At 64.8% G+C, this 12,688-nt stretch carries 10 protein-coding genes; 6 read left to right on the plus strand and 4 right to left on the minus strand.

The window, feature by feature from the left end; translation table 11 throughout:
- Positions 1-9: 9 nt before the first annotated feature.
- The 4 genes from IEW98_RS03345 to IEW98_RS03360 all read right to left on the minus strand — a co-directional run bounded on the left by IEW98_RS03345 (position 10) and on the right by IEW98_RS03360 (position 5,381).
- A complete protein-coding gene (locus IEW98_RS03345; protein ID WP_188761525.1) occupies positions 10-1,611 on the minus strand; it encodes a DUF4331 domain-containing protein in 1,602 nt (533 codons plus the stop codon).
- 133 nt (positions 1,612-1,744) lie between these two features.
- Entirely contained in the window at positions 1,745-2,374 is a 630-nt protein-coding gene (locus IEW98_RS03350; protein WP_188761526.1) for a hypothetical protein, read from the minus strand.
- 55 nt (positions 2,375-2,429) lie between these two features.
- Complete coding sequence (locus IEW98_RS03355) at positions 2,430-4,394, minus strand: DUF4394 domain-containing protein (RefSeq protein ID WP_188761527.1); 1,965 nt, start codon at positions 4,392-4,394, stop codon at positions 2,430-2,432.
- 57 nt (positions 4,395-4,451) lie between these two features.
- On the minus strand, positions 4,452-5,381 hold the full coding sequence (locus tag IEW98_RS03360; RefSeq protein WP_188761528.1) for a LysR family transcriptional regulator: 930 nt from the start codon (positions 5,379-5,381) through the stop codon (positions 4,452-4,454).
- Positions 5,382-5,510: 129 nt separating this feature from the next.
- Here IEW98_RS03360 and IEW98_RS03365 point away from each other — a divergent pair, with 129 nt between their 5' ends.
- The 6 genes from IEW98_RS03365 (at position 5,511) to IEW98_RS03390 (ending at position 12,686) form a co-directional block, all read left to right on the plus strand.
- Entirely contained in the window at positions 5,511-6,209 is a 699-nt protein-coding gene (locus IEW98_RS03365) for a pirin family protein (protein ID WP_188761529.1), read from the plus strand.
- A 67-nt stretch (positions 6,210-6,276) separates the two neighbouring features.
- A complete protein-coding gene (locus IEW98_RS03370; RefSeq protein ID WP_188761530.1) occupies positions 6,277-6,888 on the plus strand; it encodes a YceI family protein in 612 nt (203 codons plus the stop codon).
- 196 nt (positions 6,889-7,084) lie between these two features.
- A complete protein-coding gene (locus IEW98_RS03375; protein WP_188761531.1) occupies positions 7,085-8,719 on the plus strand; it encodes a TldD/PmbA family protein in 1,635 nt (544 codons plus the stop codon).
- Between the two features lie 246 nt (positions 8,720-8,965).
- Positions 8,966-10,597, plus strand: a complete 1,632-nt coding sequence (locus IEW98_RS03380; protein WP_243450533.1) for a TldD/PmbA family protein — start codon at positions 8,966-8,968, stop codon at positions 10,595-10,597.
- 39 nt (positions 10,598-10,636) lie between these two features.
- Complete coding sequence (locus tag IEW98_RS03385) at positions 10,637-11,974, plus strand: TldD/PmbA family protein (RefSeq protein ID WP_188761533.1); 1,338 nt, start codon at positions 10,637-10,639, stop codon at positions 11,972-11,974.
- A 22-nt stretch (positions 11,975-11,996) separates the two neighbouring features.
- Positions 11,997-12,686 (plus strand): DUF4159 domain-containing protein, encoded by a 690-nt coding sequence (locus IEW98_RS03390; RefSeq protein WP_243450534.1) that lies wholly within the window; start codon positions 11,997-11,999, stop codon positions 12,684-12,686.
- The last annotated feature ends 2 nt before the right edge of the window (positions 12,687-12,688 follow it).

Below are 12,688 nucleotides of genomic sequence, written 5' to 3' on the forward strand. Positions count from 1 at the left end.
TGCGCTCCCTTATGGCTGGGTCTGCGGACGCGGTGCGCCGCGCAGCGGTGGGTTCAGGTAAGGGAACTCGTTGAGGATGTTGGTCGCCCGGCTCGGCGCACCATCGGTATAGGCAACCAGCCCGGTCGGAGCCTGTGCAGGGGTGCACAGCCCGAGGTCGGTCGGCGTCCCGGCAATCGGCACCGGATGGCAAAGCCGCCCCATCGCCACGCGCAGCACGATATCGACCGTATCATCGCCCGGACGGCGACCGTTGGGGAAGCCCGCGAGATCGTCGCCGACCACGCCGAACGTGCTCTGCGTCGCCTGCGGCGTCGGCGCGATGCCGGTGTTGAGCCGCAGCATTTCCGAAGGCGTCACCGTCGCCAGCCGGTTGAGCGAGGCGATCCCGGTCAGGAACGTCGCAACCAGGTCGTTACGCGGAAAGTTGGTCGGTGCGAGATCGGCAAAATTGGTGCCCAAGGTCGTGTTGACCGCACTGCGGAACAGCACATTCAGGATGGCCGGGAACGTCGGGTTGGTGACGTAATCGGCAAGCGCACCATCCTGTGTCGGCTTGGCCGCATTGAACAGGTCCTTCTGCGGCAGGCCGATTACAACTTCGTTCACCAGCGGCATGCCGAGGCGTGAAACCTGCACATAGGCACCGCCCTGCAGCGCCGCCGATTCCGGCGACGGGTTCGGACGCAGCAAGCGTGCCTGCGGCAGGCTGGCCGTGCTCCACACGCCGATGCTGCCGTTGCCGGTGCCCTTGAGGCAGGCAATCGGCACTTCGATCGCCAGCGTCGTGACGTTCTTCTTGCCGATCAGTTCCTGGTTGTCCTGGCTTTGGGTGATGCCGCCGGGGAAGGGCGACGCCGTCTGATACTGCGGCAACGTCTCGGGGGCGCCCTGGATCGGCACGAAGTTCACCAGATCGAAGATCGGGCCCAGGTTGACCGCGAAATATTCGGCGCGCTGGCCGGCAAAGACCTTGCCCTGCGCCGAACAGCCCGGAATGGTGATCGGGAAGATGAACTGCTTGGCATAGGTCGGATAGTCGGTGATCGACTTGTTGCCGGCATTGTCGAAGGGCTTGGCGAAGACTGTCGCGCCGCCGCTGGCATTGGTAATCGGCACCCGCGTTCCCGACCGGCGATCACCGGTCACCTGCGTCAGGGTATAGCTCTCGCGCTCGCCCAGCGTTGGCGATGTCGCATTGGTGATCGGCCCGACATGGCGCAGCGCGATCGGCAAGTCCTTGCCGCCGACATTCAGCGTGATGCCGCGACCGTTGACCAGCGTATTGGCGAACTTGAACTGATAGGTCAGGTCCTCGACGGCATCGCCGTTGTTGTCGATGTGGATCTCGTAAAGAGCGTCTGGATCCATCGTGTAATAGTTGGGACCGTCGCCGGGATTTTCGCCGGGCTGGAAGTTGGCCATCAACGTTACGTAATCCTGGCGGCCCGGTTCATAGCTGCGAAACGCATAGGTATCTGTATTATCGATCTTCGGCATCTTCGTAATATTAGGTGCCTCGCGGTGGCTAGATGCTAGCGCCGGCGAGATAGCAAGCAATGCAACCGACGAGAGCGCCGCGCCCATTGCTGCGAATTTTTTTGCAATCATCCAATTTACCCCGTTTTTACTGGTTTCGCCACTGTAACAGCCGCCGCCATCCGCGCTTCTTTGGCGCATCTGCTGGCAGTCGATCGCAGCTACGCAGGGCAGCGCTGCGCGTATGCAGGCTGCGACAAATAAATCAGCCGGCCGGGTGTGGTGCCTGCGCGGGCACCTGTTGCGGCGCCTGCGTCACCACCTGGGTGTCCAGGTCGCGCCACCGCCAAGCCCCCGATCCGAACGCCAGCACGGCGGTCTGCGCCGCCCCTTCGACCAGCACCAGGCGCGGGCCGGTAATCGGCTCGGCAAGGCAATGCGCCGGCAGCGCCGCCAGCGTTCGCGCAACCAGCGCGCGAACACCCGCCAACGGCGCCTCGCCGCCCGCCAGCGGCACCTCAAGGGACGCCAGCGGCGACCAGCCCTGGTTCCAGACCACGATCGCCTCGGCAACCGACCGCGCGCCGGTGGGCACCGCCGCTATCGCCGTCCGCACCGCGGGGTCGCTCGCCAGCGCCGCCTGTACTGCTTTCAGCGGCGCACATGCGGCATCGCGGGCGCTCGCCGTGGCCGGCGGATCGATGACTACCTCGGCAATCTCGGGCTGCGGAGCAACCGCCGTCGGCACCGGCACATAAGCCTTTGCCGGAACAGGCTCAGGTGCCGGGGCAGGGGACGCCGGTGCCCGAAACGCCAGCAACGCGATCGCTTCGGGCGGCGCCAGCGGCGGCTCGATCCGAGCCGCCAGCCATAGCGAACCCGCTGCCAGATGCATGGCCGCGACCCCGAGAAGGACGGCGCCGCGACCTGATCGCGGACCTGTCATCCGATCAGAAAGCCAACCGGATCCCGCCCATGATGCCGTGGATGGCGCGGTCGCCGGCGACTTCACCCGAATAATCGATCATCAGCGACACCGGCGAATTGCCCGAAACGGTAAAGCCAGCGCCGATCGCGGCATAGTCGCGCCCCAGCGGCGTCGTCGTGAACGCGAACGGCGAAGCGATCGAAGCGCCATTGAAATTCGCCACGATCAAGCGGCCCTCGTCGTTTTCGAACTCGTGGCGCCATTCACCGCGAACATGCGCGCGGAGCACCGCCGACCCGCCGACCGGCAAATTGCCCGCCAGTTTCAGGCCCGCGACCGACTGCAGGGATTCGACCCGGTCGCCCGATACCGTCAACGCCGTGATGCCGCCGGTTTCGCTGAAGCCATCGAGATCGACTCGCGCATAACGGACGCCGCCATAAGGCTCGAGCTGTGCCTTGCCGAGGTCGAAATTGAGCCCGGCGACGCCCGCCGCCTGCCAGTTCTCGCTGCGCGTCTGTGCGAGATTGATCGTCGAAAAGCTGCCCACCCTGACACCGCGGCGCAGGTCGAAATCGGTCTTGCCATAGCTGCCATGCGCATCGATGAAGAACGGCCCGATGGCGGCGCTGCCATAGACGCCGGCGTACCAGCTATCGATGTCGCTCTGCTCGCTGGCGTTGTTCAGCCGCGCGTCGCCCTTGTCGTAACCGCCGAACACCCCGAGCAGCAGCCCCGGGGTAAAGCGTACATCGGCACCGGCGCTGACGCTGGCGGCGCCATAGCTGGTGCGATTGCGGTCGATATCGCCCGCCAGGCTGCCGGTGCGCCCGCCGGCTACCAGGAACATGCCGATCCTGCGGTCGGCGCCAACGGTCGTCATGTCGCTGCGCCCGGTGCCGCCGGCGCGGACATCGCGCAGGTAACCGCGGACGACATTGTCCTGGTTGTTGATCGACTGGAACACCAGCTCGGGCAGCAGGGCAAAGCTTGCCGCCGACAGGCTGCCCAGCGCCGCGCCGCGCGCCGCATCGTCGGGCAGGCTGTCGAAGCCGCCGAACAGCCGCACCAGCTCGCCGGAAGGCGCGCCGGTAAAGCGGTCGAGCGCATTGCCGACGCCTTGCGTGTTCGCCGTCGCGCCCACCGCGATGAACGGCGTCTGCGTGAACGACAACCCGGTGAAGCGCGCATTCGCTCCAACCGGCAAGGCACCGACAAAGGTCGCCACGCCCGTCGTCAAATTGATGCTGTAGACGCCCTGCACATTGGTCAGCGGGTTGGTCAGCAGCGCCAGCGTCGTGCCGGTCGACGAGATATCGAAAGCAGTCGCCTCGTTGGTGGCAACCCCAAGGCTGCCCACCGTCAGCAATTGGCCGCTGTTCGGCGAAATCGCGCCGTTGACGCTGCCCTGCGTCACCAAAGTCTGCGCCGCGCTGTCGATCAGATACAGCACCGTCGGCGTGCCGCCGGCCACATTGTTGGTATAGGCGGCGCCGACGATGTTGGGGTTGCTCCCGGCAGCGCGATCACCTGCCGTATAGGCGACGTTGGGATCGATAGCCGCGATCGCGCCGGTGTCGGGGTTGACGCGGAAATTCTGGTCGGCGTCGGTGACGATGCGGATACGATCGACCGACGGATTGAAATCGAAGCCCGCATTAGCCGGAAAACCACTGAGCGGCAGCGGCGCGCCCAGCCGGGTCGCGGTCCCGGTCACGCCGTTGATCGCATAGACCTGCCCGGTGTTGCTCAGGCCGTAAAGCGCGCGGTTCGCCGCCGGCCGCGCATCGAAGCCGATCAGCCGCTCGCCGACCCCCAGCCCGGTCAGCTGCACAGTCCGCTTGACCGTCGTCGGCGCCGCTGAATCGACCGTCACCAGCGCCGAGCCCTGCTGCTGCGACTGGACCAGCGTAACATCGGCGGCAAGCGCCGGCAGGCTGCTTCCAGCCAGGATCGTGGCAGCAAAAGTCAGGCGAAAATGCTTCATTCGGGGTCCCCGGGCAATGACGAATCTGCCTAGATACGGATTACGCCCCGGATGGTTTCAAAGATCCCCGAGCCGATCGAGATCATTGTCCGCGGTCCCCCGCTCGGTGAATTGCCGCAGCAGCCACGACGCCGCCGGCCCCGGCAACTGGTCCCGCCGCCAGATCCCCGCGAAGCGATAGATGCCGCCCGGATGATCGGGCATGGCCAGTCGCACCAGCGTCCCCGCCATCAGGTCGGCGGCGATCATCGGCATCGGCATGTTGCCCCACCCGATGCCCTCGCGCAGCAACGCGTGCTTCGCCCCCAGGTCGGCCAGCCGCCACGTCCGCGAGCTCATCACCGAAAAATCGCGGCCCTCGGTCAGCGGCGACCGGTCGGTCAGCACCAGCTGGATATGATCGCGCCCGGCCCCCGGCGGGATTACGGCCATCAGCGCCAGTGGATGATCCGGCGCCGCCACCGGCACCATCACCAGCGACCCCGCCGCGACGCTGTCGATATCGCGCACCCCGTCGATCAACGGCCCGGCAATCCCCAGCACCGCCTTGCGGTCGAGCACCAGCGCCGCAATCCCGCCCAGCGCCTCGACATGCAGCCGCAAGCTGACGGTCGGAAATGCCGTGTTGAACTCGCGCAGCACCGCCCCCAGCCGCTCGGCCGGCATCATCACGTCGACCGCCATATTGACCTCGGCCTCGAGTCCCTCGAGCAGGCCCTTCACCTTGGCACGCAGCCCGTCGAAGCCGGCACCGATCGCCCGCGCCTCGGCCAGCACGCCGCGCCCGGCCTCGGTCAGCTTCGGCGTCCGCGTCCCCTCGCGGTCGAACAGCAGCACGCCCAGCTGCGCCTCGAGATTGCCGATGCCATAGCTGATCACCGAAACGGCGCGGTTGAGCTGCCGCCCGGCGCCGGCAAAACTGCCGCTGTCGACCACCGCAAGGAAAGTCCGCAACTGTTCATAGGTCGGCGTCCCGGGATTTGACATATCAACTTTCTGGAATAGCTGGCCCGACTTTATCCCACTTATCCCGCAAGTCGACACCCCCCATCTGGGTGTCACAGCGCAAGGCCCGTGCCTTTCGCAAACCAGTGCCTTTCGCAAAGGAGACCGATCATGATCGAACTTCGTCCCTTCTCGAGCCTCGGCAGCGCCAACCACGGCTGGCTCGACGCCAAGCACCACTTCAGCTTCGCCAGCTATCACGACCCCAAGCGCATGAACTGGGGCTCGCTCAGGGTCTGGAACGACGACATCATCGCGCCGAAATCGGGCTTCCCGGCCCATCCCCACCGCGACATGGAAATCATCACCTATGTCCGCGAAGGCGCCATCACCCACAAGGACAATCTCGGCAACGAGGGCCGCACCGTCGCCGGCGACGTCCAGGTCATGTCCGCCGGCACCGGCATCGCCCATTCCGAATACAACCAGGAGGACGTCGCCGCGCGGATCTTCCAGATCTGGATCGAGCCCAGCCGCACCGGCGAAAAGCCATCCTGGGGCGCCAAGCCCTTCCCCAAAGGCGAGCGTTCGGGGCAGTTCGTCGTCCTCGCCAGCGGTTTCGCGAACGACGATGACGCCCTGCCGATCCGCACCGATGCGCGCGTCGTCGGCGCCACGCTGAAAGCCGGCGAGACTGCCGAATACAGCCTCGGCGCTGCCCGCCGCGGCTATCTCGTCCCCGCCACCGGCGCAGTCAAAATCGACGGCCAGCGCATCAACGCCCGCGACGGCGCCGCCATCACCGACGTCGAGATCCTGCGCGTCACCGCCCTGGAGGACAGCGAAATCGTCCTCGTCGACGCCGCGTAACACCGCTAACCTGCACCGCCGGCTGGACTTTCCAGTCGGCGGCCGCGCTGTTCAAGAAAGCATCGCCATGAAATTCACCGCCCTCGCCGTCGCCCTCGTCCTCGCCGCCCCGCTTTCGGCCCAGGTCCCGGGCGTCCCCGGCACCAGCAGCCCCGCCACCGTGCAGGCCGGCACCTACAAGGTCGACACGAGCCACACCCTTGTCCGTTTCCAGGTCAGCCACATGGGCTTCAGCGACTTTTTCGGCACCTTCCCCGGCGCCACCGGCACGCTCAGCCTCGACCCGAAAAACATCGCCGCGGCAAAGCTCGATATCTCGGTCCCGGTCGCCACCGTCTCGACGACCAACGCCACGCTCGACGAGGAACTCCGCGGTCCCGAATGGATCGACGCCGGCAAATTTCCCGCCATGCGCTTCGTCTCGACCAAGATCACCCAGACCGGCCCCAAGACCGCGAAAATTGCCGGCACGATCACCATGCACGGCATCACCAAGCCCCTCGTCCTCGATGCCAGCTTCGTCGGCGTCGGCACCAACCCGATGTCCAAGACCTACACGACAGGCTTCAACGCCGTCGGCACCCTCAAGCGCAGCGATTTCGGCGTCGCCAAATACGTCCCGCTGATCAGCGACAAGGTCGAAATCACCATCGCCGTCGCCTTCGACAAGACAAAATAGGAACCGCTGCCACCTTATTTCGTCACCCCGGCGAAGGCCGGGGCCCATCTCCCGCCCGCGCCGGATAATGCCCCCCTCCGCCCGGCGGCCCGCTAAGCCATTCACCGCATACCCCATACCGTCCCCGCCGATTACACGTGCACCGCTCCCACCGCCCCGCTATCCCACCCCGGGACAGCGCACACGGAGAAGCACAGTGCTCAGACGCGATTTTCTGGCCATCACCGGCGCCATCGCCGGCGGCCTCGCCATCCCTTCGGCGTTCGGAAAAGCCATCGCCGCCGAGGACCTTCAGGGCGGCATCGACATCGCCGTCAAGAAACGCCTCGCCGATGCCGCGCTCGCCGCCGCAACCGGGGCCGGGGCGACCTATTGCGACGTCCGCATCGGGCGTTACCTGCGCCAGTTCGTAGTCACCCGCGAAGCCAATGTCGAAAACATCGTCAACACTGAATCCACCGGCGTCGGCATCCGCGTCATCGCCAAAGGCGCCTGGGGTTTTGCCGCCACCAACGATCTCAGCACCGATGGCGTCGCCGCCGCCGCCCGCCAGGCCGCCGCCATCGCCGTGGCCAATTCGCGCAGCCAGACCGCGCCAGTACAACTCGCCCCCGTCAAAGGCGTCGGCGAAGTCACGTGGAAAACCCCCATCGTTCGCAACGGCATGACCGTCCCCGTCAAAGACAAGGTCGACATGCTCCTCCAGGTTAACGCCGCGGCCATGGCCGCCGGCGCCGACTTCTTCAATTCGACGCTGTTCCTCGTCAACGAGCAGAAATACTTCGCCAGCACCGATGGCTCGTACATCGACCAGGACGTCCACCGCATCTGGGCCCCCTTCACCGCCACCGCGATCGACAAGGCGAGCGGCAAGTTCCGCACCCGCGACGGCCTGTCCTCGCCGATGGGCATGGGGTTCGAATTCCTCGACGCCGCCCTCTCGGGCAAGTTCGAGATGCCCAACGGCGTCGTCGTTTATGGCAAATCCTACGACATGAAGGCCGATGCCATCGCCGCCGCCAAACAGGCGCGCGCCAAGCTGACTGCGCCGTCGGTCAAGGCCGGCAAATACGACCTCGTCCTCGATCCGACCCACATTTTCCTGACGATCCACGAGTCGGTCGGCCACGCCCTCGAGCTCGACCGCGTCCTCGGTTACGAAGCCAATTACGCCGGCACCAGCTTTGCCACCACCGACAAGCGCGACGCCGGTTTCCAGTACGGCTCGGCCAAAGTGAACTTCACCGCCGACAAGACCGAACCGACCAGCCTCGGCTATGTCGGCTACGACGACGAAGGCGTGAAAACCAAGAAGTGGGACCTGATCAAGGCCGGCAAGCTCGTCGATTACCAGTCGGTCCGCGACCAGGCCCATATCCTCGGCAAGACCGAATCCGACGGCTGCTGCTATGCCGACAATTGGTCGAGCGTGCAGTTCCAGCGCATGGCCAATGTCTCGCTCAAGCCCGGCCCCGACAAGCTCAGCGTCGCCCAGATGATCGCCGGCGTCGAGAACGGCGTCTATATCTTCGGCCGCGGCTCCTACTCGATCGACCAGCAGCGCTACAATGCCCAGTTTGGTGGGCAATTGTTCTACGAGATCAAAAACGGCAAGATCGGCGCCCAGATCGAGGACGTCGCCTATCAGATGCGCACCCCCGAATTCTGGAACGCCTGCAGCGCGATCTGCGACGCCAGCGATTATCGGCTGGGGGGCTCGTTCTTCGACGGCAAGGGCCAGCCCTCGCAGGCATCGGCGGTCAGCCACGGCAGCAGCACGGCGCGCTTCGACGGTATCAACGTCATCAATACTGCGCGGTCACTGGGTTGAGACACATGAAAGCCGATCGTCATGTCGAACTTGTTTCGGCATCCATCGCCGCGCCAAACGGACACCAGCCGGCCCACGCCTGCCCGACGCGCCACCGCTTCTCGGCATTCACCATATTCCCGCTGACAATATGCCCAGAATGACGCATCTTGTAATTGACCCCGCCGTGCGGAGCGGCGATGAACAGCGCACAAAAGGGGCCAGGGCTTTTGTCCGCTCCCCGGAATCAGGTGGAGAAATGCCTTGTTGAGACGTGATTTCCTGGCCATCACCGGCCTTGTCGGCGGCGGCCTCGCGCTGCCCTCGGCGTTCGGCAAGGTCATCGCCGCCGAGGCGCTCCAGTCCACCCTCGACATCAAGATCAAGAAGCAGCTCGCTGACGCCGCGCTCGCGGCGGCAACCGGGGCAGGGGCCAGCTATTGCGACGTCCGCGTCGGCCGCTATTTGCGCCAGTTCGTCGTCACCCGCGAAGCCAACGTCCAGAACATCCTCAACACCGAATCCACCGGCGTCGGCGTCCGCGTCATCGCCAATGGCGCCTGGGGCTTTGCCGCGACCTACGACCTCAGCGTCGATGCCGTCGCCGCCGCCGCGCGCCAGGCCACCGCGATCGCCAAGGCCAATGCCGGCAGCCAGACCGCGCCGGTGCAGCTCGCCCCCAACAAGGGTGTCGGCGAAGTCTCGTGGAAGACGCCGATCGTCAAGAATTCGATGGAAGTGCCGATCAAGGACAAAGTCGACATGCTGCTCCAGGTCAACGCCGCGGCACTCGCTGCCGGCGCTGACTTCATCAATTCGACGCTGTTCCTCGTCAACGAGCAGAAGTATTTCGCCAGCACCGATGGCTCCTACATCGACCAGGACGTCCACCGCATCTGGACGCCGATGACCGTCACCGCCATCGACAAGACGACCGGCAAGTTCCGCACCCGCGCCGAGCTGTCGGCGCCGATGGGCATGGGCTTCGAATATCTCGACGGCAACAAGGCCGACCAGATGGTGTCGCCCAACGGCGTCGTCAATTTCAACAAGTCCTACGACATGAAGCAGGACGCCATCGCCGCCGCCAAACAGGCCCGCGCCAAGCTGACCGCGCCCTCGGTCAAGGCCGGCAAATACGACCTCGTCCTCGATCCGTCGCACACCTGGCTAACCATTCACGAATCGGTCGGCCATCCGCTCGAGCTGGATCGCGTCCTAGGCTACGAAGCCAACTATGCCGGCACCAGCTTTGCGACCCTCGACAAGCTCAAGGCGAATTTCCAGTACGGCAGCGACAAGGTCAACATCGTCGCCGACAAGCTGCAGCCCGGCAGCCTCGGCTATGTCGGCTACGACGACGAGGGCGTGAAGACCAAGAACTGGGACCTGATCAAGGCCGGCAAGCTGGTCGACTACCAGTCGATCCGCGACCAGGCGCACATCCTCGGCAAGAAGGAATCGGATGGTTGCTGCTACGCGGACAGCTGGTCGAGCGTGCAGTTCCAGCGCATGGCCAACGTCTCGCTCGAACCCGGCAAGGCCAAGCTGAGCGTCGCCGACATGGTGGCGAACGTCGAAAACGGCATCTACATCATCGGCGACGGATCGTTCTCGATCGATCAGCAGCGCTACAACGCCCAGTTCGGCGGGCAGTTGTTCTACGAGATCAAGAACGGCAAGATCGGCGCCCAGATCGAGGACGTCGCCTACCAGATCCGCACGCCCGAATTCTGGAATGCCTGTTCGGCGGTCTGCGATGCCAGCGACTATCGCATGGGTGGCTCGTTCTTCGACGGCAAGGGCCAGCCGGCCCAGTCATCGGCCGTCAGCCATGGCTCCAGCACCGCCCGTTTCGACGGCATCAACGTCATCAACACCGCCCGCTCTCTCGGCTGATCACGACGCAGGAGATAATATGGCGCAGGAGATAAGAACATGAGCTTTCCCACCGAAGCCGAGATCAAGGCGATCCTGCTCAAGGTCGTCGCGATGTCGAAGGCCGACGAGTGCACCGCCCAGATGAGCGGCGCCACCGACGGCAACATCCGCTTTGCCCTCAACAACGTCTCGACCAGCGGCATCGTCAGCGACACCGAGCTCGCCGTCCAGGTCGCCTTCGGCAAGCGCGTCGGCAGCGCCACCATTAACGAATACAGCGACGCCGCGCTCGAACGCGTCGTCCGCCGCGCCGAGGACCTCGCCAAGCTCGCGCCGGAAAATCCCGAATTCGTCCCCGCCGTCGGCAAGCAGACGTACCGCGCCAGCAACACCTTCAGCGCCGCGACCGCCGCGATCACCCCCGAATACCGCGCCAAGGTTGCGTCCGACTCGATCGGCCCGTGCAAGGCCGAAAAGCTTATCGCCGCGGGCTTCCTAAGCGACTCCAACGCCTTCGTCGCCTTCGCCAACAGCCGCGGCAACTATGGCTATCAGACTTCGACAATGCTCGACTACACCTGCACCGTCCGCACCGAAGACGGCCGCGGTTCGGGCTGGGTCGCCAGCAATGTCCAGGATTCGACCAGCTTCAACGCCGCCAACGACATCCGCACGGCGATGCGCAAGGCCAGCGCCTCGGCCGACGCCCGCGCCCTCGAGCCCGGCAAATACACCGTCATCCTCGAACCCGCTGCCGCTGCCGGCCTGATCACCTTCATGATGCGCTTTTTCGACGCCCGCCAGGCCGACGAAGGCCGCAGCTTCCTGTCGAAAAAGGGCGGCGGCAACAAGCTCGGCGAGCAGGTCTTCGACCCCCGCGTCAACTTCTCGTCGGACCCGTGGAACCCCGAAGCGCCCGTTGTGCCATGGGACGAAAACTGGCTGCCGCGCGAAAAGACCTTCCTCGTCGAAGGCGGCAAGATCGCCAACCTCAACTATTCGCGTTTCTGGGCCCAGAAACAGGGCAAGCGCGCCGCCGGCCAGCCCGGAAACCTGCTGATGTCGGGCGGCACCAAGACCACCGCCGACCTCGTCCGCAGCACTGAAAAGGGCATCCTCGTCACCCGCACCTGGTACATCCGCATGGTCGATCCGCAGACCGTGCTGCTCACCGGACTGACCCGCGACGGGACGTTCTTCATCGAAAACGGTCAGATCAAATATCCGCTGAAGAATTTCCGCTTCAACGAGTCGCCCGTCATCATGCTCAACAACATCGACGAGCTCGGCAAGCCGGTCCGCATGGGCGATGACAATGGCCGCGGCTCGGTCATGATGATCCCGCCGATGAAGCTGCGCGACTTCACCTTCACATCATTGTCGGACGCCGTCTGATCGTGGAATACGGGCGCGGCCAGTGATCGACCGCGCCCAATTCCTCCGCCTGCTGGCGGCGACTGTCCTGCTGCCGGCAACCGCGCGCGCCGCAGTGCCTTATGACTTCTGGTTCACCCGGCTGCGCTACAATTCCGGCGACTGGGACGTCGACCAGCGCATGCCCAACAACGTCCTGACCTCGCTGATCGACTATACCAACCTGCGCGTCGACCCCAAGGAACACATCGTTGCGCTGTCCGACCCGGCAATGCTCACCGCGCCCTTCTGTTACCTTGCCGGCCACAAGCTCGTCGAGTTCGACCCCGCCGAACGCCGCAATTTCGAGGCGTACATCCGCAACGGCGGCTTCGTCATGGTCGACGATTGCAACCACGATATCGACGGCCTCTTCGCCAAGTCCTTCGAAGCCGAAATTTCGAAAATCTTCGGCCCTGCCGCCCTCAAGAAACTTCCGCCCACCCACGCCATCTACCGCAGCTTCTTCAAGTTCGACGCCCCTCCCGCCACCGGTTTCGAGCTCAACGGCTGGGGCGACGACCTCGTCCACGACTATCTCAAGGGCATCACCATCGATGGCCGGCTCGGGCTCCTGTACAGCAACAAGGATTACGGCTGCGAATGGGATTACGACTGGAAAAACAAACGCTTCCTCGCCGAAGACAATACCAAGTTCGCCGTCAACATCATCATGTACGCGCTCAACACCTAGGA

The organism is Sandarakinorhabdus glacialis (assembly GCF_014643455.1).
GTDB lineage: Bacteria > Pseudomonadota > Alphaproteobacteria > Sphingomonadales > Sphingomonadaceae > Sandarakinorhabdus > Sandarakinorhabdus glacialis.

Excerpts from the sequence above, each read along its gene's own strand:
- IEW98_RS03345 (WP_188761525.1), bottom strand. The coding sequence starts at position 1,611 with ATGATTGCAAAAAAATTCGCAGCAATGGGCGCGGCGCTCTCGTCGGTT.
- IEW98_RS03350 (WP_188761526.1), bottom strand. The coding sequence starts at position 2,374 with ATGCATCTGGCAGCGGGTTCGCTATGGCTGGCGGCTCGGATCGAGCCG.
- IEW98_RS03355 (WP_188761527.1), bottom strand. The coding sequence starts at position 4,394 with ATGAAGCATTTTCGCCTGACTTTTGCTGCCACGATCCTGGCTGGAAGC.
- IEW98_RS03385 (WP_188761533.1), top strand. The coding sequence starts at position 10,637 with ATGAGCTTTCCCACCGAAGCCGAGATCAAGGCGATCCTGCTCAAGGTC.
- IEW98_RS03365 (WP_188761529.1), top strand. The coding sequence starts at position 5,511 with ATGATCGAACTTCGTCCCTTCTCGAGCCTCGGCAGCGCCAACCACGGC.
- IEW98_RS03370 (WP_188761530.1), top strand. The coding sequence starts at position 6,277 with ATGAAATTCACCGCCCTCGCCGTCGCCCTCGTCCTCGCCGCCCCGCTT.
- IEW98_RS03360 (WP_188761528.1), bottom strand. The coding sequence starts at position 5,381 with ATGTCAAATCCCGGGACGCCGACCTATGAACAGTTGCGGACTTTCCTT.